At 60.2% G+C, this 25,411-nt stretch carries 20 protein-coding genes; 6 read left to right on the forward strand and 14 right to left on the reverse strand.

All coding sequences use genetic code 11. The features are described from left to right. Window positions 1-2 precede the first annotated feature (2 nt). The 7 genes from PH562_RS28780 to PH562_RS28810 all read right to left on the reverse strand — a co-directional run bounded on the left by PH562_RS28780 (window position 3) and on the right by PH562_RS28810 (window position 10,721). Window positions 3-563 (reverse strand): GNAT family N-acetyltransferase, encoded by a 561-nt coding sequence (locus PH562_RS28780; RefSeq protein ID WP_095438591.1) that lies wholly within the window; start codon window positions 561-563, stop codon window positions 3-5. A gap of 21 nt (window positions 564-584) precedes the next feature. After that, window positions 585-2,942, reverse strand: coding sequence for an Orn/Lys/Arg family decarboxylase (locus PH562_RS28785; protein ID WP_285177188.1), 2,358 nt, complete (start codon window positions 2,940-2,942; stop codon window positions 585-587). A gap of 166 nt (window positions 2,943-3,108) precedes the next feature. Then, the gene (locus PH562_RS28790) at window positions 3,109-4,461 is read right to left on the reverse strand and encodes an NCS2 family permease (RefSeq protein WP_285177189.1); all 1,353 of its coding nucleotides are present in this window, start codon (window positions 4,459-4,461) and stop codon (window positions 3,109-3,111) included. Between the two features lie 48 nt (window positions 4,462-4,509). After that, a complete protein-coding gene (locus tag PH562_RS28795; protein ID WP_285177190.1) occupies window positions 4,510-6,288 on the reverse strand; it encodes an adenine deaminase in 1,779 nt (592 codons plus the stop codon). Continuing rightward, window positions 6,278-7,276 carry a LacI family DNA-binding transcriptional regulator gene (locus tag PH562_RS28800; RefSeq protein ID WP_285177192.1) on the reverse strand — a complete coding sequence of 333 codons (999 nt, stop codon included), beginning with the start codon at window positions 7,274-7,276 and terminating at the stop codon, window positions 6,278-6,280. The genes PH562_RS28795 and PH562_RS28800 overlap by 11 nt, the downstream gene beginning before the upstream one ends. Window positions 7,277-7,659: 383 nt before the next feature. Continuing rightward, on the reverse strand, window positions 7,660-9,492 hold the full coding sequence (locus PH562_RS28805) for an ABC transporter ATP-binding protein (protein WP_285177194.1): 1,833 nt from the start codon (window positions 9,490-9,492) through the stop codon (window positions 7,660-7,662). Window positions 9,493-9,524: 32 nt separating this feature from the next. Further along, window positions 9,525-10,721, reverse strand: coding sequence for an aminotransferase class V-fold PLP-dependent enzyme (locus PH562_RS28810; protein ID WP_285177195.1), 1,197 nt, complete (start codon window positions 10,719-10,721; stop codon window positions 9,525-9,527). A gap of 92 nt (window positions 10,722-10,813) precedes the next feature. Here PH562_RS28810 and PH562_RS28815 point away from each other — a divergent pair, with 92 nt between their 5' ends. Further along, entirely contained in the window at window positions 10,814-11,647 is an 834-nt protein-coding gene (locus PH562_RS28815; protein WP_483315393.1) for an IclR family transcriptional regulator, read from the forward strand. Between the two features lie 67 nt (window positions 11,648-11,714). On the opposite strand, the gene PH562_RS28820 is transcribed toward PH562_RS28815, so the two are convergent. The 5 genes from PH562_RS28820 to PH562_RS28840 form a co-directional block, all read right to left on the reverse strand. Then, entirely contained in the window at window positions 11,715-12,227 is a 513-nt protein-coding gene (locus PH562_RS28820) for a RidA family protein (RefSeq protein WP_483315394.1), read from the reverse strand. Window positions 12,228-12,244: 17 nt separating this feature from the next. Next, complete coding sequence (locus PH562_RS28825) at window positions 12,245-13,453, reverse strand: amidohydrolase/deacetylase family metallohydrolase (protein WP_285177198.1); 1,209 nt, start codon at window positions 13,451-13,453, stop codon at window positions 12,245-12,247. Continuing rightward, window positions 13,454-14,332, reverse strand: a complete 879-nt coding sequence (locus PH562_RS28830; protein ID WP_285177199.1) for an ABC transporter permease — start codon at window positions 14,330-14,332, stop codon at window positions 13,454-13,456. Next, the gene (locus tag PH562_RS28835; RefSeq protein WP_285177201.1) at window positions 14,332-15,273 is read right to left on the reverse strand and encodes an ABC transporter permease; all 942 of its coding nucleotides are present in this window, start codon (window positions 15,271-15,273) and stop codon (window positions 14,332-14,334) included. Before PH562_RS28835 ends, PH562_RS28830 begins: the two co-directional genes overlap by 1 nt. 183 nt (window positions 15,274-15,456) lie before the next feature. Then, window positions 15,457-16,983 carry an ABC transporter substrate-binding protein gene (locus PH562_RS28840; protein ID WP_285177202.1) on the reverse strand — a complete coding sequence of 509 codons (1,527 nt, stop codon included), beginning with the start codon at window positions 16,981-16,983 and terminating at the stop codon, window positions 15,457-15,459. A gap of 179 nt (window positions 16,984-17,162) precedes the next feature. Between PH562_RS28840 and PH562_RS28845 the strand changes: the two genes are divergently transcribed. Both PH562_RS28845 and PH562_RS28850 read left to right on the forward strand, forming a co-directional pair. Then, window positions 17,163-19,583 (forward strand): glucan 1,4-alpha-glucosidase, encoded by a 2,421-nt coding sequence (locus PH562_RS28845; RefSeq protein WP_285177203.1) that lies wholly within the window; start codon window positions 17,163-17,165, stop codon window positions 19,581-19,583. 39 nt (window positions 19,584-19,622) lie between these two features. Then, on the forward strand, window positions 19,623-20,363 hold the full coding sequence (locus PH562_RS28850; protein ID WP_285177205.1) for an ROK family protein: 741 nt from the start codon (window positions 19,623-19,625) through the stop codon (window positions 20,361-20,363). Between the two features lie 64 nt (window positions 20,364-20,427). Here PH562_RS28850 and PH562_RS28855 read toward each other — a convergent pair whose 3' ends face one another. Next, the gene (locus PH562_RS28855; protein ID WP_285177207.1) at window positions 20,428-21,306 is read right to left on the reverse strand and encodes a hypothetical protein; all 879 of its coding nucleotides are present in this window, start codon (window positions 21,304-21,306) and stop codon (window positions 20,428-20,430) included. Between the two features lie 200 nt (window positions 21,307-21,506). Beyond that, window positions 21,507-22,433: a LysR family transcriptional regulator gene (locus tag PH562_RS28860; RefSeq protein ID WP_285177209.1), complete on the reverse strand. Its 927-nt coding sequence runs from the start codon at window positions 22,431-22,433 to the stop codon at window positions 21,507-21,509. 104 nt (window positions 22,434-22,537) lie between these two features. On the opposite strand from PH562_RS28860, the gene PH562_RS28865 reads away from it, so the two are divergent. From PH562_RS28865 to PH562_RS28875, 3 genes are all read left to right on the forward strand, one after another. Beyond that, window positions 22,538-23,104: a chromate transporter gene (locus PH562_RS28865; RefSeq protein WP_285177210.1), complete on the forward strand. Its 567-nt coding sequence runs from the start codon at window positions 22,538-22,540 to the stop codon at window positions 23,102-23,104. After that, window positions 23,101-23,631 (forward strand): chromate transporter, encoded by a 531-nt coding sequence (locus PH562_RS28870; RefSeq protein WP_113233630.1) that lies wholly within the window; start codon window positions 23,101-23,103, stop codon window positions 23,629-23,631. Before PH562_RS28865 ends, PH562_RS28870 begins: the two co-directional genes overlap by 4 nt. A gap of 204 nt (window positions 23,632-23,835) precedes the next feature. Next, on the forward strand, window positions 23,836-25,254 hold the full coding sequence (locus PH562_RS28875) for an LLM class flavin-dependent oxidoreductase (RefSeq protein WP_285177212.1): 1,419 nt from the start codon (window positions 23,836-23,838) through the stop codon (window positions 25,252-25,254). Window positions 25,255-25,411: the final 157 nt, after the last annotated feature.

Raw genomic sequence — 25,411 nt, forward strand, 5'->3', positions numbered from 1 at the left:
CTTCAGCGGGTGGAGAGCGGCGGCGGAGGCGGCTGCGTGGTTGAGCCGGGACCGAGCGAGCGCTGGACCATCACGGTATCGGCCCAGCGGCCGTAGCGATAGGCAACGGCTGGCAGAAGGCCGACGCGAACGAAGCCGAAGCGCTCGTGCAAGGCGAGAGAGGCTGCGTTGTCGGCGTCGATATAGCCGATCATCTGCCGGAAGCCGGCCGCCGCGCAGGCGTCGATCAGTCCGCGCATCAGCAGGCTCCCGACACCCTGGCCGACATGGTCGTGATGCACATAGATCGAATGCTTGACGGTGTAGCGATAGGCCGGGCGCTTGCGAAACAGCACTACATAGGCATAGCCGACAACCTTCTCACCCTCGATCGCAACGACATGCGGGAAGCGTTTGTCCTTCAGATTCTTGCGCCGTTCGCGCAGATCATCCGGCTGCGGCGTGTCGCTATCATCAACCCCGGCCTCGACGCCGCGATGAATATGGCGGCGATAGATTGCCAGCATGGCATCGACGTCGCTCTCCCGGGACGGGCGAACGATGATTGTTTTATCCTGCTTCATGACCAATCCGAATTTTCCAGCCTATTCCGCGACGACGTAGGTATAGAGCCGGATTTTGCCGGATGCATCAATCTCGCGATAGAGCCCCTGGATCTCCACCTCGAAACCGGGGAAGGTGTTGAAGCAGGTTTCAAACATCTTGAGATAATCGATCATGGGCTTTGCCTGCTCTGTCAGGCGCTCGCCCGGCACGATGGTCGCGATCCCCGGAGGATAGACGACGAAGGGTGTCGTCGCGATGCGGCCGGCAATGGCGTCGATCGGCAGATAGTCGACATCGTTGCGCACAAGGCAGCGCGCAGCATCGTGCGGCGACATGGCGATCGGCGGCAGGTGTTCGGCGGAAAACTGTTTTGTCTGCAGGGCGCTCACATCGGCCTGGCGGAAGAAATTGTGCATTTCAGCGCAAAGATCGCGCAGGCGCACGCCTGCATAGCGGCCGGGACGGCGGCGATAGAATTCCGGAATTGCCTCTTCCAGCAGCGCATTGTCGTCATGAAGCTTTTTGAAGGCGACAAGGCCGCTGATCAAAGTGCCGGCCTTGCTGGCCTCGACACCGGGTGTCAGAAGGAACAGCAGCGAATTGAGGTCGTTCTTTTCCGCGACGATACGGTTTTCGCGCAGATATTGTGCGACTACGGGTGCCGGTATGCCGTGTTCGGTATATTTCCCCGTCCGACGATCAAAACCCGGCGTGAGCAAGGTCAGCTTGTTCGGGTCCGTCATGGCAAAGCCCGGCTCCATGTCGGAAAAGCCGTGCCATGCCGCGTCGGGCGTCAGGTGCCAGAAGGCGGGATTGGTGGCGAGCTGGTCGGTCGCGACGCTTTCCCACGGCACGTCATGCACGGCGCCTGGGCTCGACACATCCGGGATCGCGACCCGATCCGGCACGAAAGGCTCGAAGAACCAGCGGCGCTCGGGACGATGTTCTTTCTCCTCGAATTCGCGGCGCACGGCGCGGATTTTCTTGCGCAGTTCGATACCGAGACGGATCGTGTCGTCCCAGAGCACTTCGCCCGAGCGGCCCTTCATCATCTGCGCGCCGACGTCGAGCGAGGCGAAGAGCGGATAGAAGGGTGAGGTCGAAGCGTGCTGCATGAAGCTTTCGTTGAAGCGCCGGTGCTCTACGCGGCGCTTCTGGCCGGTAATGTGCCTATCCTTCATGTGGATCTGCGAGGCCTGCGAGAAGCTTGCCAGCTGCTTATGGGTGGATTGGGTGGCGATAATGCCAGGCGCATCCGGGCCAAGGTCGGAAAGACCCATGGCGAAGCGCCCGGCATAAAGCGGGTGAAACTTCATGAAGCCCGCCCATGCTTCGTCGAAGAGGATGTAGTCGCAGAGATGGCCGATCCGCTTGAGGATCATCTCGGCATTGTGAATGGTGCCGTCATAGGTGCATTGCTCCACGACCGCGACGCGGAACGGGCGGGGCTTCTTGTAGGCCTCCGGATCTTTCACCAGCGGATGGGTGCGGATACGCTTGCGCAGCGCGTCCTCGTCCATTTCAGCGAAATCCATAGGACCGATCAGGCCATAGAGATTGCGTCTGGTCGGAAGATAGACCGGAATGCCGCCCGAGATCATCAGGGCGCCGTGATGGGCGGCTTTGTGGTTGTTGCGGTCGAACAGCACGAGATCGCCATCGGTGACGAGCGCCGAGAGCGCGACCTTGTTTGACGTGGAGGTGCCGTTCAGCACGAAATAGGTCTTTTCGGCGCCGAAAATCTTGGCCGCTTCCTTTTGCGCGGCAAGAGCTGGTCCCTCATGGGTCAGGAGGTCACCGAGATCGAGCACGGAATTGTCGAGATCGTCGCGAAACACCGCTTCACCCAGATGCTCCATGAACACGCGGCCGATAGGGCTGCGGCTGTAGAAGATGCCGCCATTATGCCCTGGGCAGGTCCAGAGGTGGTTGCCTTCCTCGGCGTAATCGACAAGCGCACCGAAGAACGGCGTCTTCAATGTTTCGGCATATTGTTTCAGCCGGCTGATGAGGCTCTTTGCGATGAAAGCGGGCGTTTCTTCCGACAGGAAAACGTAACCGTCGATAAAATCGAGGACCTCGACCGGCACATCCTCGAAGCGCTTGCGGCGGATCAGCAGAATAATGGGGAATTCGAGGCCGCGCCGGCGCATGAGGTTGATGAGGGCGGCTGTCTTGCCTTCTAAACCCTTCTTGCCCCAATCGACCAGCATGCAGCCGATCGCGGCGTCGGTCTGCACCGCGATCTCGGCATCTTCGAGATTGCGCGCGCGCACCACCTCGAAACCGGAGCGTTCGATCTCCTCGACGATCTGGTTATAGCGGGCACCTTCCAGGTCCTCATTGTCGAAGGTTGGCGTTGCGAACAGAAAGTTGAAACGTCTGAAATAATCCATATCGATACCCGCTCCTGATTTGGCATGAGGTGTCGGCGTATTTCATGACATGGATGTGACAGAATAGAGGACGTCCCAAACCCTATCGATGGCCATCGCCGGGCAGGTCGCTGGCCCGCCGTTTCATGCCGGATTGCGAACGCGGAATTTATGGATTTGTGGCCGCTCAGTGAGCGGCAACGGTCCAGAAATAATAGGCAAGCGGGATGGCGAGAAGGTACATGCCGATCGAGACCTGCCTCGCCTCTCCCGACAAGATCTTGACGATGACGTAGAATAGCAGTCCTCCAGCGATACCGGTGCCGAAGCTATTGGAGACCAGGGTCAGAAGGACCATCATCAGGGCGGAAAGACCATCGGAGAAATTCTCCAGGTCGACACGCTTCAGCGCGCTGAACATCGACATGCCGACGAGGACCAGGGCGGGTGCGGTGGCGGCGGCCGGGATCATTAGCGCAATCGGGGTAAAAAGCAAAGTGAGCGCGAAAAGAGCCGCCGTTGCCAGCGAAGCAAAACCGGTGCGTCCGCCTGCCTCCGCGCCGGTGGCGCTCTCGACCAGCGCCGTGGCGGAGGGAATGCCGAGCAGCGGACTGATCGTGGCGGCAATCGAATCGACGAGGAACGGCTTGCCCAAATCCGCCATATTGCCCTCTTCGTCAACCAGACCGGCTTTGGCGCCGACCGCGAGTGTCGTGCCTAGGGTCGAGAAGAACTCGGATGCGAAGAAGGCAAAAAGATAGGGGAAATAGTCTATCTTCAGCGCACCGAGGAAATCGAGCTGGAGGCCGATCTCGGAGATGCCATGCGGCGCTCCGAAGAGTGCCGTGGGCACTTTGGTGACGCCGAGCGGAATGCCGAGCAGCGTGCTGCCCAGGATGGCCCAGAGGATCGGTCCCGGCATTTTTCGCCCGCGCAGAAAGACGGCGAGGAAGATGCCGAAGACGGCAATGATGGCCTGCCCGGAGCTGAACGAGCCGAGCATGAGCGCGTGGCTCTTGGCGTTGACGTCGACGAGACCGGCATTCTTGAAGCCGAGAAGGGCGATGAACAATCCGATCGCAGCGCCGAGCCCGAGCTTGATCTGGGCCGGAACCATGCGAGCGATGACTTGTCGCACGCCGAGCACCGTCAGCAGAACGAAGATCACACTCGACCAGAAGGAGATGGCAAGACCCGTTTGCCAGGGAATGTGCTCCACGGCTGCCATCGTCGGCCCCACCAGAACCGAGCCACCGATGCCCGGCCCGACAACGAAGGGCATATTGGCATAGAGCGCCATGAACAGGGTTGCGCCGATGATGACGAGAATGGTTGCGGTCGTCGCGGCGGCGCGGTCGATGCCACCGGCGGAAAGCAGGGAAGGGATCACGACGAGAAGATAGGCCGCTGCCAGGAAGGACGTCATCCCGGCAATGATTTCCGTCTTCGTATTGGTCTTACGCTCGCCCATGCGAAAGTAGGTCTTCCACCGCGGCTCCGACGTATCATCCGGTTGCCCGACATTCGTATTTGGGGCCATTGTCTATATCTCCTAAGTCGGCAAACGTTGCCGTGCGGTCTGATGACCTCAGTTTCGGCTTGCAGCCAGAAGCGGTCTGATATCCTGGGTGGTTCCGTCGGTAAGCCCGAGATCGGTGACGTGCGGGCCGGGGTTGCAGGCAAGGCTTGCCCCGACGACCGCCTTGAAGGTGCGAACGGGCGGCATCCAGTCAGCGATGGCATCGGCTGCGGCACGCAGCCTGGCGAAGTTGTCGGCCACCTCTTTTGCAGGCGCATCCGACAGCAAGCCGCAGACAGGTAGGGCGAGCACGGCCGTAACCTTGCCGTCGGCCGCCGTCGCCATGCCGCCGCCGGCCTCGATGACCGCATTGGCCGCCGCAGCCATATCCGCAGGATCGCGGCCGAAGACCGTGAGGTTATGGCTGTCATGCGATATGGTCGTCGCTAGCGCACCGCGCCAATGGCCCCAGTCCTCCAGGATGCCGATGACCGGCGTCGGCTCTTTTCTGCCATGGCGGTGGATGACGGCCATCAAGAGCATGTGATCAGGCAGAACGGGCTTGCCATCTTCGACTTTGACGACCGCCTGTCCCCATTTCGTGAATCGCGGGCTGACGACGGTGTTGACGCGAGCATCAGTCATGCCTGGCAGAGTGATGGTGAAGTCGGTGGCGGAAAGTTTCTCAAGCTTTACGGTGTCGCGATAGGCATCCGAGGACACGCTCTTGCCGCTTCCAATAAGATTGCCGTCTCTGGCAACCTCACGCCCCGATGCATAGACGCGGTCGACCACGATCTTTTCGAGATCGGAGAGGATGACGATATCGGCGCGGCGGCCGGGCGCGACCAACCCCAGATCGTAGCGGTTCAGCCACATGGCGGCGTTGAGCGTGGCGGCGCGAATGGCATCGATAGGCTTCATGCCATAGCCGATCAAACGTCTTAGAACGGATGACATTGCGCCATCATTCACAAGGTCGTCGGGGAAGACGTCGTCGGTGCAGATCGTCAATGTCTGCGGCAGATGCGGCAGCTTTTTCAGCACTTCGACAACGCCAGGCAGGACATAGTCGTGGGAACCGCGTAGCTCGATGGTCAGGCCCGCCCGCAATTTCGCCAGCAAGTCCTCGCCCGAGGTGAGCTCGTGATCGGATTGGATGCCTGCGGCAACAAAGGCCTGCAACTCCGCGCCTTCGAGCCCGCGGGCATGACCGCAGACGCGCTTGCCGCTTGCAAGTCCTGCTTCGACGATGCCGCGCATCGGCTCGCTTCGCTCAAGGACCCCATGCATGTTCATCACTTCGGCAACGCCGGAGATCTCCGGCCAGCTGAGCATGGTTGCCATTTCGTCTGAGCGGAATTCTGCGCCGGCAAGTTCCAGGCCGGGCGCAGAAGGGACGCAGGATGGCGCCAGGGTCAGGAAGCGCAGCGGCAATTGGCGTGTTTCCTCAAGCGCCCACCGAATGCCGTCGAGGCCGGCAACGTTGCCGATTTCATGCGGATCCCAGCAGACCGTCGTCGTGCCCTGGGGGACGACCGTTTCCGCGTATCGCCTTGGCGTCACCATCGAGCTTTCGACGTGCATATGCGTGTCGATAAATCCGGGCGTGATGAATCGCCCCGAAGCGTCGATGGTCTGCTTTGCGTCCTTCCTTGTCCCCGAGGCATGAACGCTTGCGATCAAGGGGCCGACAAGGCCGATATCGGCCGGCCTCATCTCCGAAGTCGCGACATCGACGAGCGTTCCGCCGATGATGAGTAGATCGAACTGCTCAAGCCCCAACGCCGCCCGCACGGCACGATCGCGCAGCTCAGACGAATGGAGGTCGTGGGGTTCATTCGGCATGTCTGCCTCCCTTGGCAAATGCGGATGGGCGCGCGGTGGATTGCCGCAAGACGAGTTCCGTCGGGAATATTCCGCTGGTCTCGATTTCTCCGGCAACGAAGGCGAGGGCGTGGTTTGCCACCGCTTCCAGATCCTGCCGGACGGTCGTGAGCGGTGGGGAGACGATTTGAGCCCACATCAGATCATCAAAACCGGTGAGCGACATGTCTTCCGGAATGCTGCAGCCTCTGTCTTTGATGGCAATGGCAAAGCCGATGGCGAGGGCGTCATAGGCGGCGGCGCAGGCCGTAAAATCCCGCAGATCAAGCTCATGGCCGAGGGCGCTGCCGGCTTCGAAAGTCGCATCGCTGTGTCGCAATGCCGGTTCGATCCCAGCCGGGCGGAAGACCTCGCACATTCCCTCGACGCGCTCGCGCGCCACCAGCGAATTCTCTGGGCCGGCGAGGATAAGAAGCCGGTCGTGACCGAGCTCGAGCAGATGGCGGGCGATGAGACGTCCACCCTCGCGGTGGTCGCTGGCGGCGACATTGCCTGTTGTGGCCGCGCTGTCTATGACGGCGACCGGCACCGAAACATCCTCAGGCATAACGGTCGTGCCGCGCGTCGGTATCACGATCAGTGCATCGACGCCGCGGGCGATCATGGTCCTGATTTCGAATTCCTGCTGTAGCGGTTCACCCTGACTGTCGCCAATCAGAACGGCGAGGCCGCGCCGCTTGGCGGCTCGTTCGATGGCCTGGGCAAAGGCGGGAAACAAGGGTTGGCCGATATTCGGAACCAGCAGGCCGATCGTATTGCTCTTGCCAGTGCGCAGAGCCCGGCCCGCATGGTCAGGCACATAGCCCAGCCTTTCCGCTTCCAGGCGAATCTGCTCCGCAAGGGCTGGCGACACCCGCCCTGTGCCGCGCAGGGCATTCGAGACCGTTGCCGTGGAGACACCCAGCGTGGTGGCGATTTCCCGAATCGAAGAAGGGCGTGTCTGGCTCATCCAAGAGCGCGCTCCGGTTTCCTTGGTTAAACGATTAATCAAAGCGGCGTGCGTTTGCAAGAGCGTCCCGTAGCGTAGCAGGGCTATCGCATATGGACGGATGAGCACCGGAAGTTCCTTCTCCCCGGCGGGGAGAAGGTGGCCCGAAGGGTCGGATGAGGGGGCTGCCGGTTTGAATAGAGAGATTTTCGTGCTCTTGGCAGGCACCCCCTCATCCGCCTGACGGCACCTTCTCCCCGAGGGGAGAAGGCGGACGCGGCAACGACGTCATTTCATACGCGATAGCAGCCCTGCGTTGCGCAGGGGAAAGTAAGCTCCTGCAATGCCGGCGCCTGCTGCAGTTGCGGACGATGTTGGCCGCTCAGCCTATCTGAATTGAAGTGTCAGACGGCAACCAGATGGCTGGGAGAGACGGTTCGATACTCGCGTGGCTTGACCAGATAATCGACGGGCCGGATCGGGCTCTTCAATTCGTCGCTCGCCGCCATGCGCTTCTCACGTCGGCGATCGGGGTCGGGCACTGGAACGGCCGCCATCAGCTTCTTCGTGTAGTCGTGCTGCGGATTGCCGAAGACGGCGGCGCGGGGGCCGATCTCGACGATTTCGCCGAGATACATGACGGCGACACGATGGCTGACGCGTTCGACCACTGCCATATCGTGGGAGATGAATAGGAAGGAAAGGTTTAGGCTCTGCTGCAGGTCGAGCATCAGGTTGATGACCTGCGCCTTGATCGACACGTCGAGCGCAGACACGCTTTCGTCGGCGACGATCACCTTCGGCTGTAGTGCCAGGGCGCGGGCGATACAGATACGCTGGCGCTGGCCGCCGGAGAATTCGTGCGGATAGCGGCTGGCCATGTCAGGCGTCAGCCCCACCTTGCGCAGCATGTCGGCGACGATCTCTTTCGCCTCCCTTGCCGTTCCCATTCTATGTTCGAGATAAGGCTCAGCAATCGCCTGACCGACCGTCATGCGCGGATTGAGCGAGGCGAACGGGTCCTGGAAGATCATCTGCACGGATTTGCGCATCTCGCGCATATCACGCTTGCCAAGCGAGAGCACGTCGCGGCCGTCGACGATGACGGAGCCGGATTGCGGCTCGATCAGCCGCATGATGGCGCGTCCGGTGGTCGACTTGCCGCAACCGGATTCGCCGACAAGCGACAATGTTTCGCCGGCAAAGAGATCGAACGAGACGTTTTCGACCGCATGCACGCGGCCTCTGAGCTTTCCGAAGAGGCCCGAATGAATGTCGAATCGCTTGGTAAGGTTCTTCACCTGCAGAACCGGCTTTTCCTTTGCCACTGTATCCGGCACCTCGGCAGGCATGTCGGACTCTCCCGTCGCCGTATCGACGACGGGGAAGCGTAGTGGCCGGTCATAGGATTGCATCGAACCGAGCACCGGCACCGCCGAGAGTAGCGCGCGGGTATAGGGATGCTGGCCGCGATGGAAGATGTCGCCCGTCGCACCTGTCTCCACCTGCTCGCCGCGATACATGACGACCGTGCGATCGGCGATTTCCGCCACCACACCCATGTCATGCGTGATGAACAGGACGGAAGTTCCTTCCTCGTGCTGCAGCATCTTGATGAGATCGAGGATCTGGCCCTGGATCGTGACGTCGAGAGCGGTGGTCGGCTCGTCGGCGATCAACAGCCTCGGCTTCGAGGCGAGCGCCATGGCGATCATGACGCGCTGGCGCATGCCGCCGGAAAAGCGGTGCGGATATTCGTCGAAGCGCGAGGCGGCCGAGGGAATGCGGACCTTGTCGAGCAGCCGGATCGTCTCGGTCTTGGCGTCCGCAGCCGACATGTCCTTGTGACAAAGCAAGGCCTCGGAAATCTGGTCACCGATGGTGAAGAGCGGATTGAGAGAAGTCATCGGCTCCTGGAAGATCATCGACACGTCGTTGCCGCGCACCTTTCGCATCTCGTGCTCGGGAAGAGACAGCAGGTTGCGGCCGCCGAGCATGATCTTGCCCTCGATGCGGCTCGAATCGCTCTGCAGCAGCCGCATGATCGAGAGCGAGGTGACGCTCTTGCCCGAGCCGCTCTCGCCGACGATCGCCACCGTCTCGCCCGGTGCAACCGAGAAGGATATATTGCGCACCACAGGTATCCATGCGCCATCCACCAGAAATGAGGTGGTGAGGTTCTCGACGGAGAGGATGGGTTCGACGGCCCCTTCGGCCTTTGCCTGCGACGTACTCATGTTTGCTCCCTTCTTGCGATCCCTGCCACAGTTCAGTCCGGCCAGTTCAGCACGCTGTCGAAGCGATGCCGGCTGCGGTTTTCGATCGGCGTCGCGATGATCTCGTTGGAGGCGCGTGCCTTGTCGAGTTCCTCGGCAAGCCTGGTTGCCACGATCGTCTCCTGGCCGGGATGCAGGTTGCATGGATCGAGATAAAAATAGTGATGCTCCACCTCGTGGTCCCGCACGATGATGGGCGGGTTGCCGCGGGCCAGCGCCGCCGCAAGATCCCAGGCGGTGATATGCGCCTCGGGCGCCGAGATGATAACGCGCATGCGGTCGAGCGGGTTGTTGGTGGGATCGGGTTCGATCAGGGCGGTGACACCGGGGCGGCCGTCGAGCGTTCGATTCCATAGGTTCAGATAGCCGGTCTCTCGTTCGCGGATGCCGGCATGGTCACGCTTTTCCCAGGCCTCCAGCGCGGCCATGGTGCCATAAATGCTTTCCTTTCCGACCTTCATGCCGCGGCCGATGCCCATGTTCTGCAGGAAGGCGTTGCGCACCAGCTCCTTCTTGCCGGCAACGATGCCGGATGTCGGGCCGCCGAGGAACTTATGGCCGGAATAGAGGGCGATGTCGGCGCCCTGCGCCAGGAAGAGCTTGAGGTCATATTCCGAAGCGGCATCGACGATGACAGGCACGCCCTTGGCATGCGCGATCTCGACGAACTCGGTCAGGTGCAGCAGGCCGTAATCGACCACATGATGGGAGACGACATAGACGGCTGCCGCCGTCTTCTCGCTTATGGCGTTTTCCATGTGGAAGCGATGCGTCGATGTTGCCTGACCGATCAGCACGACCTTGCCGCCGGCAAGGCGGATCGCCTGATCCACGGGGGCGCCGTAGCTCACCACATGGCCCGTCTGCACGATGACTTCGTTCTTGTCCGGTGCGGCATCAGGCAGCTTCTCAATGGCAAGCAGGTTGTTACCTGTGATGGCGCCGGCGACGGCGAGGCTGATGCCGGAGGAGCAGGATGCCGTCACGAAGCCCGCCTCGCCGCCCGTCAGCCGGGCGATAACGGCGCTGGCCTTGCGCTGGAGGTCGTTGATCTCGACGAATTGTGGGAGGATCGCCGTCATCGCCGCAATGGCTTCGGGCACGACGATCGATGCGCCGAGGCTCGTCATGGTGCCTGATACGTTGATGACGGGCCTCAGGCCGATCTTGCTACGGATATCATCGGACATTCTATCTCTCCAAAGTGACGACTGGCGATTGTCATCGACAGTTATGCCATAGTAATGTAATAGCTTCTCGAAATCTCACGAGGAGCGTTGATTTGGACGCCAAGACCTTACCCGCCGCACCCCCTGAAGACGCCGATTCTATCGGGGAAGCGGAAACGAAAGGCGCGCGCCGTTCGCGCGTGAGCGGCATCGACCGCGCGCTGCAGGTGATCGATTATCTCTATGAAACCGGCGCGCCAGCTGGACCCTATGCGATTGCCAAGGCGATCAAGGCACCGCTTTCGACTGTCTATGTGATCATCGACGATCTGGTTGAAAAGAACATGCTTGGCCGCAATGCCGACGGCTCCGTCTGGCTCGGGGCGCGTCTCTACCACTACGGTCTTGCCTATGCCCGGTCGCTGGATTTCATGAGCGTCGCCACGCGCGAAATGCACGATCTTTGCCGTCAGGCGAGCGAGACGGTGCAAGTCTGCGGCCGCGACGGCGACAACATGCTGGTGCTGGCGATGGCGGACGGACCAAGCCATTTCCAGGTCGCTTCCCGTGTCGGAACCCGCGTGCCCCTCAACTGGACTGCCTCGGGCCGATTGTTGGTCGGCCACTTGCCAGAAGAGGAAAGGATCGAACTTTTCAAGCACTGTGCCCGCACCTCGCCGACCGGTCGGGCCGAGATTGACGCTGGCGTACTTTCTGATGCCGCGGGCAAAGCGTTTGAGGAGCGCTTGTCCATCCAGGTGGCGGAATCCGATTATGCGGTTGCCTGTATTGCCTCGCCGGTCGTCGATCGCGAAGGCCAATGCGTCGCGACCATTTCGATCGTGCTTCCCGAACAGAAAGCCGTTTCCGACGGCGACCATTATGGCGAGCAGGTGCGCGCGGCTGCCGAGCGCATCGAAAAGCTGATGGGCTGGCGCAACCACTGAATTCGTCCTCCTTTGAGCAATTCCAGCAAAAGCGCGACGCGGTTTTGCGTCCGGAATTGCGTAAAAACTAGTCGTTGAGCGACACGATCGCTTCGATTTCGACGGTGATATTGCCGGGAAGCGAGCCGAAGCCGACAGCAGAACGGGCATGTTGGCCCGCCTCGCCGAAGACTTCGATGAAGAGATCCGAGCAGCCGTTGATGACGCTTGGATGATCTTCGAAATGCGGCACGGCATTCACCATACCGAGCAGTTTCACCACCCGCTTCACCCGGGAAAGGTCGCCGAGTGCACTGTGCATGACGGCAAGCAGGTTGATGCCCGTCAGCCGCGCATGCTGATAGGCCCGGTCGACGCCGACATTACCGCCGACCTTGCCGGAATGGAGGTAGCCGTCCAGCTCCCGCGGCCCTTGACCCGACAGATAGAGCACGTTGCCTTCCCGAACATGGGTGACGAAATTGGCGATCGGCGGCGGCGGCGGTGGAAGCTCGATGCCGAGTGCCGCCAGTCGCTGGTAAGGTGTTTGCGCTGCTGAAGCGGCCTGTGTTGGGGACGTGTTCACGTATGCTCCTGCTATGCGAGCCTGGTGTTTGATTAGCGCCACGAGTAGCCATGGCTGTGGCGGACGAGCTTGCGGGCGCGGGGCACGTAGCGGCTGGCGGTGATCGCCTCCGCGCCGATGATCGCGTAACGCGGTTCGAATAGCTTCTGCAGGCGCGAGACGTCGCCATTGGAATCGGTCGCTTCGAGATCCGCATCCACGAGATCGAAGATGGTGAAGTCGGCGCGCTCACCGACCGACAGCCGGTTGTCCATCGAAAGCTTGATGACCGAGGCCGGCGCATGGGTGACAGCGTCCACGACCTTGTTGAAGGGCATGCCGACCGAGAGCAGCTTCGACATGGTAGTCGCGAGATCCCAGACCGGGAAGTTCATGGAGTGGCCGTGCAGGTCGGTCGAGATCGAGTAGGGCAGCAAGCCGCGCTTGATCGCGGCTTCCGCGACCTTGAAGGAGAAAGAGGCGCCTCCATGGCCGATATCGAGCCGGATGCCTTCGCCGGCGCAGCGCTCGGCGAGATTGTAGAGGTCCTCATCCTCCATGATGCTCGACCCGGCCTTGCCGTTGAAGCAGTGGGTGACGACATCGCCCGGCCCGAGAATTTCGAGCACTTCGTCGTAGAGCGCGGGCGGCTCGCCGACATGGACCATCATCGGCACCTTCAGGATCTTGGCGATCTTCTTGCCGAGCTTGACGGGTGTGGCCCCCCAGGAGCCGGTGATCACATGGCTGGCACGGACCTTGATGCCGACGATATGCTCGCTGTTTTCGGCATAGCATTCGAGGATGCGGTCGAGGTCGATGTCCTTGATATCACGCAATTCGGGGACGCGATTGCAGGCAACGAGGCCGATCGAACCGAGATTGAGGAAGGCCTTGATGCGCTCCCTGGACGGTTCGATGATGTATTCGCGAAAGCCATGAAAATTGGCTTCGCCGGCCGAACCTGCATCGACCAGCGTCGTGACACCGCGCTCGGCGCCGCATTCGGAGGGGCGGATCGAGATATCCGTGCCGCCATGCCAGATATGGACGTGCAGGTCGACCCAGCCGGGAGAGATCCAGGCGCCCTTGCCGTCGACGCGTTCGACATCACCGGGAGCGGCAAGCTGCGGGCCAAGCGCGGCGATCCTGCCATCAGCGCCGACGAGAATGTCGATGACGCCGGCGGCGGTATCGCCACCGAAAGCCACGGGCTTCACATTGGTGAGGAGGAGCGGCTTGCCCGCTTTTTCACCGGTCATTTACAGGTCCTTTCGAAGTCTTGGATCGAGCATGTCCCGCAAGCCGTCGCCAACCATTTGCAGCGAGAGCACCGAGAGAATGATGGCAAAGCCAGGGAAATAGGTCATCCAGTCGGCCTGGCCGATATATTGGCGGCCGGCGGCGATCATGGTTCCCCAAGTCGGGATTTCGGGGCTGACACCGAGGCCCAGAAACGACAGCCCGGCTTCGGCCAGCATGGCGCTCGCAAAGAGAAACGAGCCCTGCACCAGGATCGGCGACAGGAGGTTTCGAAGGACATGCCGAGTCATGATGTGAAACGTCGATATGCCGAGAGCCTTTGCCGCCTCCACGTAGGGGAGTTCGCGGATGACAAGCGTCGAGGCACGGACGATGCGGGCCAGCCGCGGTGCGTACACGATCGACAGCGCGACGATAACAGTCGTCAGCGACGGGCCGAGGGCTGCGACAAGCGCGATGGCAAGCAGGATATCGGGAAATGCCATCATCGCGTCGATGAGGCGGGCGATCGGCGTGTCGAGCCTTTGGAAGAAACCGGCGAGCAGGCCCAACGTGACACCGATCACCGCCGACAGCGCCACGACGGCTGCTCCGACGAGCAGCGACAATCGTCCTGCATAGATGGTGCGGGAGAAGATATCGCGGCCGAATTCGTCGGTGCCGAACCAGTAAACCCCACTTGGGGGCTTCAGTCGATTGACGATCGAGAGTTTCGAGGGCGAATAGGGCGCGACCCAGGGGGCGAGGATGGCAAGCAGCACGAAGATCGTCAGCACAATGAGGCCGGCGGCGACGGTCTTGCGCTTCAGAAGCCGGCGAAGGAACTTGCTTCGCTCGCTCTGTGCCTGCTTTGGTGTATCGGTTGCGATATCGGCCATCAGTAGCGTACCCTCGGATCAACCAGCAGGTAGAGCATGTCGATCGCAAAATTGATCAGGACGTAGAGACCGGCGATGACGAGCAGGGCCCCCTGGATCACCGGATAGTCGCGACGCAGCACAGCCGAGACGACGAGGCTTCCGACGCCTGGCAGGCCGAAGACGGTCTCGGTGACGACAGCGCCGGAAATCAGTACGGCAGCCGTCAGCCCCAGAACGGTCAGGATTGGAATGAGCGCGTTCTTCAGCGCATGTTTGAGAACGACGCGGCGTTCGATCAGCCCTTTGGCACGAGCGGTGCGGATATAGTCGTCGCCGAGCACGTCGAGCATCGATGCGCGGGTGAAGCGCAGGATCAGCGCCGAGGAGACGAGACCGAGTGCTACGGCCGGAAGTGTCAGAAGATACATGCGATCCAGGAAGCTTGCGCCTGGCCCGCCATAGCCGGACACCGGGAACACTCCCAGGCGCACCGCGAAGACCTGCATCAGGATGAGGCCAAGCCAGAAGCTTGGAATGCTTGCAGCCAGCATGCCGATCGCCATAGAAGCCTGATCGACGAGCGATCCGCGCCGGTAGGCGGCATAGATGCCGATCGGCAATGCGATGACGCCTGCGATGAGGAGCGAAAATAGCGTCAGAAAAAAGGTCGGCTCGGCGCGTTCAAGAAGCGCGGAGGAAACCGGAATATTGAGGAAGATCGATTGGCCGAGATCGCCCTTCAGCAACTGCCCGACATAGAACAGGTATTGGACGACGATGGACTGGTCGAGGCCAAGCCGGGTTCGCAGTTCGGCAATATCCTGCGCGGTCGCATCCGGGCCGAGCATGACGGCGGCCGGATCGCCGGGGGTCACGCGCACGATCACGAAAACGATCGTGACGACGAGAAACATCACGACGATCATGCCCGCGAGACGTTGAAGGATGTAGCGTATCATTGGGTCGGTTCCCACATCGGTTCCGCTTTTCTTCGACCGGCGGAGCCACTCTATTTCTTTGTTCTCTCGCAATTCCGGATGGAAAACCGCTGCGCACTTTTCCTGGAATTGCTCTAGGTCTGCAAACGGACAGGATCGGGAACGGGCGCCGGCCGCGACCGGCGCCCGAGCGCCTTGGGAGGCTTATTTCTTGATCGATGCGTTCCAGAAGTAGGGCCATGGCGCGGGGTCCACGCCCTGAAGCTTGGTGGAGATCGCTGCAACGGCGTTGAAATCGCCGATCTTCATCATGGGAGCTTCATCATAGATGGTCTTTTGAACATTCGCCCAAAGTTCGACGCGCTTCTTGGGGTCGACCTCTGTGTTGAATGCGTCGATCGCGGCCTTGCTCGTCGGCGTCGTCCACCAACCGGGCGAGCTTGGCGACAGCGTGCCGATGAGCGCCGGTTCCGGCAGGAAGGGGCTGTGGCTGATATAGATGTCCCACAGCGCCTTGTCAGCACGGCGTTGGGTCAGCGTCGCCCAGTCGACCACCTGAAGGTCTACCGTGAAGCCTGCCTGTTTCAGATATTCGGCCGCAACCTGCGCCATCTTGTAATGGAACTCGTACTGGCGGCTGGTCAGGATGCGGATCGGTTCGCCCTTGTAACCTGCCGCCTTGGCGGCAGTCGCAGCACCTTCCGGATCGGCGACGTTGTAGTTCCCTTTGACGCCGGCATCCGTGCTCCAGGTAAAGGGGGCAGGGTACATGTTGCCGTCAACCGTATAGAAATTTGTGCTGCCGAAGGCTGCCGCCAGCATATCTTCCATGCTGAGCGCCTGACGGATCGCTTTGCGGATCGCGACATTCTTCGTGATGCCGTCGGCGGTATTGAAGACGAAGACCGGATAGCCGAACGGCTTCAGGAGCAGCGGCTGGGTCGCCGAAGCGGACTTCAGCTTGTCGAAGGATTCGACCGGAAGACTGTCAATATAGTCGTACTGGCCGGAAATAGCCGCCTCGACGCGGGTATTGGCGTCGGGAACGGGGACGAAGCGGATTTCGTCTAGATATTGATGGCGGGCGCCGCCGTAACCGTTGCTCTCGCCATCGCGCGGCTTGTAGCCGTCGAAACGAACCAACTGGATATACTGGTCCGGCTTGCGCTCCTTCAGCATATAAGGGCCGGTGCCGATGAAATCGGTCATCGTGTCCGCCTGCTTGCTGGCCGGAATGATGATGGCGGCGGAGTTGTTGAAAGCAAGCAGCGAAGTGAGCGGGGCATAGGGCTGCTTCAGCTTGATGACGATGGTCGCCGGATCCTGGGCGGTGATTGATTCGATGAAGCCGCCCGCCTGCTTGCCGCGCGATGCCAGCTTGATCCAGCGGTTCAACGAGGCGACCACATCGTCGGAAGTCATGACGCTGCCGTCGTGGAACTTGAGGCCGGTCCTGAGTTTGATCGTGTAGGTTTTGCCGTCGGCACTGATCTCAGGCAGGCTTTCGGCAAGCAGCGGCGTGACGTTCCATCCCTTGTCGAAGGTGTAGAGCGTTTCGAAGATATGTTGGGTGACGATACCGACGAGATCTGCGGTGGAAGTCATTGGATCGAGCGTCGGCGGCTCGCCGATCGTCGCGACATTAATAACGCCGCCTTTTTCCTGGGCCGTCAGCAACGAGGGCGCCGCAATCAAAGCAGCCGCAATCAGGAATCCGAGTCCTAACTTCATCGATATTCTCCCAATTATGTTCCACAGTTATGTTATATACATTTTTATAACAGAATACAGGACGTATAGGGGCTGTCAATGGCGGTGAAAACAAGGACGCATCACCTCGAATACGCAGAGGTTCCGTCTTGCCGAAACAGTTTGGTCGGAGCAGATTGCAGCGATAGAGGAGATAGTGCATGGCGCCTTACGATACTTCCGGTTCCAACGTGAACGGTATCGAACCTCGCTGGACGTCCAGTGCAAAGAGCGGAGTTGGCACGGCGCTTTCGCCAGCCTGCCGTATCTGGTTCACCCTCAGCCACGGCATCCTGAACGAAGTCTATTATCCCCGCGTCGACAGCGCCTGTACCCGCGACATCGGATTGCTCGTCACAGGTCCCGACGGTTATTTTTCGGATGAAAAGCGCGATACGGAAAGTGTCGTCACGACGGTCGAGGATGGCGTTCCGGCCTATCGGTTGATCAATACGGCAATCGACGGCCGTTATCGGATCATCAAGCGCATCATTGTCGATCCCATGCGCAGCAGTCTGCTCCAGCAGATATCGTTCGAGCCGCTTGAGGGAACGATCCACGATTATCGTCTCTATCTGCTTGCCGCTCCTCATTTGGTTAATGCCGGTTACGGCAATACGGGCTGGGTGGGAGATTATAAGGGCACGCCAATGCTTTTTGCGACGGGCACAGGCGGCGTCTCTCTCGCGCTTGCCGTCAGCGGCGGCTGGAAGACAGCATCCGCCGGCTATGTCGGCAATTCCGACGGATGGCAGCAGTTGCGCAAGGCAGCTCAATTGGACCCGTCCCTCGCGCGTGCCGCCGATGGCAATGTCGCACTGACCGGCGAGATCGATCTGATCGGCGGCAGCGACACCGTCACCGTATCGCTCGGCTTTGGAAGTCACGCCAAGGAAGCCGGCTACAATGCCCTTGCCAGCTTGCAAGCCGACTATGACAGCGCCGAGCGCAGCTATGTTGCCGACTGGCGGACGTGGCAAGACGGATTGCTGGCTTTGGACGAACCGAGAGCGCCGCCGCCCGAAGTCAATCGCTATCGGATATCGACAGCCGTTCTGGCGACGCACCGGCCACTCTCCTTCGAAGGTCCGGCCGTTGCCTCTCTCTCCATTCCGTGGGGCTTTGCCAAGGGCGACGAAGACCTCGGTGGCTATCATCTGGTCTGGCCGCGCGATCTGGTCGAGACAGCCGGCGGCTTCCTGGCTGCAGGCGCTTCACAGGATGCGTTGCGCATTCTGGCCTATCTGCGCGTCATCCAGGAAGAGGATGGGCATTGGCCACAGAATTGCTGGCTGGACGGCGAGCCCTACTGGACCGGGATACAGATGGACGAATGTGCCTTCCCGATCCTACTTGCCGATGCGCTGCGCCGCGAAGGGATTCTTACAGGCGATCTTCTGCTGTCCTACGTGCCGATGGTCGAAAGCGCCGCACGCTATGTCGTCGTCAACGGTCCCGTCACGGGTGAGGACCGTTGGGAGGAAGACGGCGGCTTTTCTCCCTTCACACTGGCGGTTGAGATTGCTGCGCTACTGGCGGCGGCCGATATTCTGGAAATTGCCGGTCAAACGCATAATGCGGATTATCTGCGGCAGACTGCGGATGCCTGGAACGACCAAATCGAGCGCTGGACCTATGTCAACAGCGATGGGGAAAGTGCCGCTCTCGGGGTCAAGGGCTACTATGTCCGCATTGCGCCGCCTGAGATCGCCGACGGAAGCTCGCCCGCCGATGGTTTCGTGCCGATCAAGAACAGACCGCCCGCTGAATCCTTCCTACCGACCGCTCGTGTCGTCAGTCCCGATGCCCTGGCGCTGGTACGGTTCGGATTGCGTGCCGCCGACGATCCTCGCATCATCGACACTGTCAGGGTTATCGATGCCCAGCTCAAATGCGAGCTGCCGCAAGGGCCGCTATGGTATCGTTATACCGGTGATGGCTATGGTGAGCATGAAGACGGTGGGCCATTCGACGGCACCGGTATCGGGCGCCCATGGCCGCTGCTGGCAGGCGAGCGCGCCCATTATGAGCTCGCGGCCGGCCGGCGGGAAGCGGCTCTTAAACTGCTCAAGACGCTCGAGCAGTCTGCAGGACAGGGTGGATTGCTACCGGAACAGGTGTGGGACCAACCCGATATACCGGAACTAGGACTCGCCCTCGGAAAACCTTCCGGCAGCGCCATGCCGCTTGTCTGGGCTCATGCCGAGCATATCAAGCTCTTGCGCTCGCTGAGGGACGGGGTGGTTTTCGACATGCCGCCGCAAGGTGTCGAGCGCTATGTAAAAAACAAGGTGACGGCACCCTTCGTACCATGGCGTTTCAACAACAAGCTGTCGCAGCTTTCCGTCGGCAAGCGCTTGCGGATCGAGGTCATGGGGCGGGCGATCATTCGCTGGAGTGTCGACGGTTGGGCTAACGCCAGCGATACCGAAACGAGCCAGAACGGCTTCGGGATACATGTCGCGGAGCTGCCATGCGAGCGCCTGCCTAAAGGCGGGTCGATTGCCTTTACCTTTTATTGGCCTGACACCGATCATTGGGAGGGAGAGGATTTCTCCGTCTCGGTCGTTGAAGCGCCATAGTGCGATCTGTGCCGTCTTGGATAGAAAGTGTGGGCGAATATGAGCCAGGTAATAGAGAGCCGCAAAACAAACGTAAAACTGAAGAAAGCCGTGGCGCCGGCTGCAACAGAAGAGCTTGTCGTCCTGGCGATCGATCTCGGCGGTTCGCACGTCAAAATGCGTCTCAGCTCCGGCGGTGAGCGCCGCGCGGCCGTCTCGGGTCCGGCAATGTCGGCAAAGCAGATGGTTCAGGCCGTCAAGGAGCTGACGGGCGATTGGCGCTACGACGTTATCGGCATGGGATATCCAGGCCCGGTGTCGAACAACAAGCCGGCTGCGGAGCCACACAATCTCGGACCTGGCTGGCAGGATTTCGATTTTTCCGCCGCTTTCGGCAAGCCGGTCAAGCTTGTTAACGACGCCGTGATGCAGGCAATCGGCAACTACAGAGATGGCAACATGCTGTTTCTCGGCCTCGGCACCGGATTGGGTTCGGCGATGATTGCCAATCACGTTTGTCTGCCCATGGAGCTCGCCCACCTGCCCTACAAGAAGCGGGGCACCTTCGAAGACTTTATCGGCGAGCGTGGCCTTGAGAAATACGGCAAGAAGAAGTGGCGCCAGTCGGTCGGGGAGATCGTTGAAAGATTGAGGGCAGCGCTGCTGCCCCATGAAATCGTCATTGGCGGCGGCAACGCCGAAAAGCTCAAGGAGCTGCCACCCGGTTGTCGTGTCGGCGAGAACGAAAACGCCTTCCTCGGCGGATTTCGCCTCTGGAAGGACGCGACTTTAAGCTTTTAGATTGTCCGTATCCATCTGTCTTGAATGAGGCGCCGCAACCATCGCTTTGGCGGGGCAGTTTTCATCAAAGTTTCTTGTCGCGAATGGTCACGACCCCGAACGGATTGAACTTATACTCATCTTCGTCATAGCGGGTGTCGTCGGATAATGTGGCACGACGAGCCGCTACCGCTGCGGCGATACCCTCGTGTGCCATTTGATCGCCGATCTCGTCAATCAGAGCGGCGATTTCAAGCTGTTCGTCATTGGTCGACGGCTGCTGCTCGTCTTTCCGGACAAAGGTAACGAGCACGTCCGGCAATCCGACCAGATGGTTCCCTACGCTTGCCATGCCCTCTGCATCGTCGCCAATGGGCCGGCGCGCAAAGGTGAGGCGGCAGGTCTTGGCAAGTGCCAGCAGATCATCGGAATCCGCAGCATTGCGTCCTTGCGCGCAGAGCTCTTTCCATCGCCGCACCCCGTGAGCCACCCCCGAGGTCTCGCCCTTTACGGCGACCGCACTATGATCGAGCATATATTGCACGAACATTAGGGCCTTTGCGGATGTTGCGACTGCCGTTTCGGCGGTCATGGGCGGGCTGAGCATGTAAAGGACGGACCCATGCGTGGCGACGGCATCCTCGTCGGCCTCTTCATAAGCATCGGGGTTCACACGGTCCCAGCAGATATTGAATGAACGGACCATACGGTCGTCCGGTTCATTCTGCGAACCGTCTTCATCGGCGGTGAAACCATGGTCGAACTGGGCGATGGCGGCACGGGCGCTCTGCAGGAGCGCCGCAAGACCATTGTCTTCCCCGAGAAAGCAGAGCACATGACGCGGTTTGTAACTGGAGCGGGAAGCTGCAAACGCCGGCGGCTGGCTCGCGGCCCGGCTGGGAGACGGTCTGCTCAGAACGAGGCTGCCGAAGAATGCAAGAATGCCGCGCCGCATCGAATTCATTCCGGTGTCCTCATGATTCATATCGACAGAATTGAAAGCATTCATAACGACGGAGCCAAGCGTGTCATATCGCATTCGGTTTGCTTTCGTTGCAACCCGATTTTATCGCCATTTCGTCGGCGCACCTTCCAGCTCAAGAGTGTGGCGTGAAGTTTCATAGGCTGCCCGATCCTCTTGCTCTCGCAAATGGAATAGCCGGCTCATGGACCGTATTTCAACGACACTTTCTCCCGCTCAACGACGTCGGCAAACAGCCGTAGCGCGCCGCTTGGCTGTTCATCTTTTCGCGCGAGATAAAGTGGTGCGGTGAGATTGGCGCCGCGGTCAAGCCTTAGATAGGCGATTCCGTTCGTCTCCAGTTTCGCGATCGATCCTGGAATGATTGAGATTCCGAGTCCAGCGGCCACCAAACTGAGTGTCGATAGCAACCGCGGAGCTTCATGCCGTATTTTCGGGCTGAAACCCGCAGCAAGGCAAGCCGCTATGATACTGTCATATAGCCCCGGTCCTGAGGGACGGCGGTAAAGTATGAAAGCTTCGTTTGCGAGCTCCGACAATCGAACGCGGCGAGGCTTCTCTCTTTTCGCCATCGCCAGGGGATGACGATCTGGAAGAGCGACCAGCATCTCTTCATCGAGAATTCGGGAAATCACAAGGCCGCTCGACTGTGCAACGGGAGAGCGCACGAGTGCGACGTCGAGAAGGCCGGAATGCAGCATGGCGATCAGATCGGGCGTACTGGCTTCCTCAAGCTTGAGCGCGACATCCGGCGATATCTCTCCGAGCGAGCGGACGGCCGAGCTGACCAGCGGATGAAAGGCCGCTGAACTGGTAAAGCCGATGGCGAGGCTTCCCTCCTCTCCGCGGGCATTGCGCCTTGTCGCTTCTATCGCAAGATCGACATCGTGGAGGATGGTCCTCGCCCTCTCCACGAAGGTTCGCCCCGCATCCGTCAGCTCGACGCCTCTCGGCAGACGTCTGAAGAGCGACGCACCGACGATGGTCTCCAGCTTGGCTATCTGCTGGCTGAGTGGCGGCTGCTGGATGCCAAGCCTTTCCGCCGCGCGAGTCATGTGACCCTCGTCGGCAACGGTCACGGCATAACGAAGATGTCGAAGTTCGATCATGACATATCTCAAACATATGAATGACGTTTAATCCATATATTGGACGCATGATCGGTAAAAGCCTATTTTGACGGCTCGTTCGACATAAACACACAGGCCACGATATGGATGCCATTTCTCATTCCGGTGTTGCTCAACGTGAAGGACCAACGGTCGCCGAGCTCTTCTTCGGCTTTTTCAAGCTCGGTCTCATCGGTTTTGGCGGGGTGCTGCCGCTCGCACGCCGTATGGTGGTCGAGGATCGCAAATGGCTGACGGGAGAGGAATTCACCGAGCTCCTCGGGCTCTGTCAGTTCCTGCCCGGCGGTAATATCATCAATATGGCGGTTGCGATCGGCTCGAAATTTCAGGGCGTGGCGGGCGCTTTTTCGGCTCTTCTCGGCTTGATTGTCGCGCCGACGGCGATCGTGATCGGTCTCGGCGTCGTTTACGATCAGTTCAATAGCGATCCGCGCATCCAGCACATGTTTGCCGGTCTTGCTGCAGCCGCAGCCGGTCTGCTGATCTCGATGGCCGTCAAGATCGTGCTGCCGTTGCATCGCAGGCCTGTCGCCTTGGTCATTGCCGCCATTTGCTTTGCTGCCATCGCCATCGTCGGATTGCCTTTGCTGCCGACCATGCTGGTAATGGCACCTCTCAGCATTATCGCCACCTGGAAGCTTGAACTATGACCACGACCCTGCTCGCTCTCGCGATCATCTTCACCCAGCTTTCGCTGCTGGCCTTCGGCGGCGGCAATTCCATTCTCCCCGAAATGCATCGGCAAGTCGTCGACGTGCAGCATTGGATGACGGCGCAGCAATTCGGCGCGCTGTTCGCATTGGCGCAGGCAGCTCCCGGTCCGAACCTGATGGTCGTGCCTCTGGTTGGCTGGCATGTTGCCGGATGGGCGGGCATGCTGGTCACATCAGCTGCAAAGTTCGGGCCTTCTTCGGTCCTGACCTATCTGGTGCTCCATCTCTGGAACCGCTTCAAGGACAGGCCGTGGCGAAGGATCGTCCAGGCGGGGCTGGTGCCGATGACCGCCGGGCTCGTCACCGCCAGCGCGGCTGTCATTACCGAGGCATCAACCCAGGGGTGGATTCTGGCGGCAATTGCGGCCGCGGGCGCGCTTGTTCTTTCCACGACCCGTGTCCATCCGCTCATCGTTCTGGGCATCGGCGCATTGATCGGCTTAAGCGGCATTGGCCAGGTATGAACAGGAAATCGTCCGACGAAATGTCCCTCCCTCCGTAGGGACGCTGATTGCAATTGCTCACCAATCCAAGCATCGAATAGCGAATTGCCGGCGAGGGGTGGGGAAAAATATTTCTCCATGGAGTATATAGACATTATGCAATTACTTTTCGAATAGCATTGCCACCCATAGCTTGATCGCCGGTCTAATTCGTCCGGAGCTGACATGACAAGGCATATTCGATTCAACGCGTTCGACATGAATTGCGTCGCGCATCAGTCCCCCGGACTATGGAGGCATCCGCACGATAAGTCGTGGAAATACAAGGATTTGGACTATTGGCAGGATTTGGCGCGGACGTTGGAGCGCGGCATTTTCGATGGCATATTCATCGCCGACGTCATCGGCTATTACGATGTCTACAAGGGCTCGAACTATCATGCGATCGAGCAGGCCGCGCAGATACCGGTCAATGATCCGATCCAGCTCGCCGCGCCGATCGCGCTTGCGACCGAACATCTCGGTATAGGAATAACGGCCTCCACCTCCTTCGAGCATCCTTATACGTTTGCCCGCCGGCTCGCCACCGCCGATCATCACACCAAGGGCCGTGTCGGCTGGAATATCGTGACCTCCTATCTGGAGAGCGGCGCGAAGAACATCGGTCAGGGCGGCCTGAAGACCCATGACAACCGTTATGAGGTCGCCGCTGAATATGTGGAGGTCCTCTACAAGCTTTTCGAAGGAAGCTGGGAGGAGGGCGCCGTGCTGCGCGATGCCGAGCGCGGCATTTTCACCGATCCTACCAAGGTTCACGAGATCGGTCACAAGGGCAAGTATTTCGACGTTCCCGGCTACCATCTCTGTGAGCCGTCGCCGCAGCGGACGCCCGTGCTTTATCAGGCAGGCGCATCGGGGCCCGGCAAGGCCTTCGCAGCCAGCCATGCCGAATGCGTCTTCGTCGCGGCTCCGACCAAGAGTCTGCTGCGCGCCTATGTCGCCGATATCAGGCAGAGGGCTGCGGCTGCCGGCCGCGATCCACGGAAGGTGCTGATCTATAATCTCACGACGTTGATCGTCGCGGAGACCGACGCGAAGGCGCAGCAGCTGTTCGAAGAGTACCAGAGCTACGCGTCCTATGACGGCTCGCTTGTCTTCATGTCCGGCTGGAGCGGCATCGACTTCGGCCAATATGCGCCGACCGACGAGTTGAAGAAGGTCGAGACCAATGCCATCGTCTCGATGATCGAGCATTTCGGCGGTAAAGACAGGGTCTGGACCGTCGAGGAACTCGCCAAATGGGGCGGAATCGGCGGAACCGGTCCGGTATTCGTCGGATCGCCCTCGACCATAGCCGACATCCTGCAGGAATGGGTCGAAGAGACAGACATCGACGGCTTCAACCTCGCTTATGCGGTGACACCCGACAGCTTCGAGGCGGCGGTCGATCTGCTCGTTCCGGAACTGCAGAAGCGTGGAGTGTATCCGACCGCCTATCGTCCGGGTACCCTGCGCGAAAAGCTCTTCGGCGAGGGACCTTATCTGCCGACTACCCATCCGGCCAATGGTTATCGCGACATCGAGGCCGTCAAACGCCGGGACGCGGAACTGGCCGCACCGCTGCGCAAGTCGGCAGGCGTCTAAAGCATGTCGTGCAAAAGTGCGCAGCGGTTTTGCGACAACGACATGCCCCAATCAAAGACCTAGGAGACCTGTGCGCGGGTAGGCTTTCTGCTTGAATTTGCTGTATTTCCTCGGATGGGAAGCGTATCGCAGGCGTCGGCATACGCGGCTTGGAACA

This window comes from Rhizobium centroccidentale, from assembly GCF_030182565.1.
Lineage (GTDB): Bacteria > Pseudomonadota > Alphaproteobacteria > Rhizobiales > Rhizobiaceae > Rhizobium.

What these genes read in the sequence shown, in the direction of transcription:
- PH562_RS28780 (WP_095438591.1), bottom strand. Translation starts at nt 563, where the DNA reads ATGAAGCAGGATAAAACAATCATCGTTCGCCCGTCCCGGGAGAGCGAC.
- PH562_RS28785 (WP_285177188.1), bottom strand. Translation starts at nt 2,942, where the DNA reads ATGGATTATTTCAGACGTTTCAACTTTCTGTTCGCAACGCCAACCTTC.
- PH562_RS28790 (WP_285177189.1), bottom strand. Translation starts at nt 4,461, where the DNA reads ATGGCCCCAAATACGAATGTCGGGCAACCGGATGATACGTCGGAGCCG.
- PH562_RS28795 (WP_285177190.1), bottom strand. Translation starts at nt 6,288, where the DNA reads ATGCCGAATGAACCCCACGACCTCCATTCGTCTGAGCTGCGCGATCGT.
- PH562_RS28800 (WP_285177192.1), bottom strand. Translation starts at nt 7,276, where the DNA reads ATGAGCCAGACACGCCCTTCTTCGATTCGGGAAATCGCCACCACGCTG.
- PH562_RS28805 (WP_285177194.1), bottom strand. Translation starts at nt 9,492, where the DNA reads ATGAGTACGTCGCAGGCAAAGGCCGAAGGGGCCGTCGAACCCATCCTC.
- PH562_RS28810 (WP_285177195.1), bottom strand. Translation starts at nt 10,721, where the DNA reads ATGTCCGATGATATCCGTAGCAAGATCGGCCTGAGGCCCGTCATCAAC.
- PH562_RS28825 (WP_285177198.1), bottom strand. Translation starts at nt 13,453, where the DNA reads ATGACCGGTGAAAAAGCGGGCAAGCCGCTCCTCCTCACCAATGTGAAG.
- PH562_RS28830 (WP_285177199.1), bottom strand. Translation starts at nt 14,332, where the DNA reads ATGGCCGATATCGCAACCGATACACCAAAGCAGGCACAGAGCGAGCGA.
- PH562_RS28835 (WP_285177201.1), bottom strand. Translation starts at nt 15,273, where the DNA reads ATGATACGCTACATCCTTCAACGTCTCGCGGGCATGATCGTCGTGATG.
- PH562_RS28840 (WP_285177202.1), bottom strand. Translation starts at nt 16,983, where the DNA reads ATGAAGTTAGGACTCGGATTCCTGATTGCGGCTGCTTTGATTGCGGCG.
- PH562_RS28845 (WP_285177203.1), top strand. Translation starts at nt 17,163, where the DNA reads ATGGCGCCTTACGATACTTCCGGTTCCAACGTGAACGGTATCGAACCT.
- PH562_RS28850 (WP_285177205.1), top strand. Translation starts at nt 19,623, where the DNA reads ATGAGCCAGGTAATAGAGAGCCGCAAAACAAACGTAAAACTGAAGAAA.
- PH562_RS28855 (WP_285177207.1), bottom strand. Translation starts at nt 21,306, where the DNA reads ATGAATTCGATGCGGCGCGGCATTCTTGCATTCTTCGGCAGCCTCGTT.
- PH562_RS28860 (WP_285177209.1), bottom strand. Translation starts at nt 22,433, where the DNA reads ATGATCGAACTTCGACATCTTCGTTATGCCGTGACCGTTGCCGACGAG.
- PH562_RS28865 (WP_285177210.1), top strand. Translation starts at nt 22,538, where the DNA reads ATGGATGCCATTTCTCATTCCGGTGTTGCTCAACGTGAAGGACCAACG.
- PH562_RS28870 (WP_113233630.1), top strand. Translation starts at nt 23,101, where the DNA reads ATGACCACGACCCTGCTCGCTCTCGCGATCATCTTCACCCAGCTTTCG.
- PH562_RS28875 (WP_285177212.1), top strand. Translation starts at nt 23,836, where the DNA reads ATGACAAGGCATATTCGATTCAACGCGTTCGACATGAATTGCGTCGCG.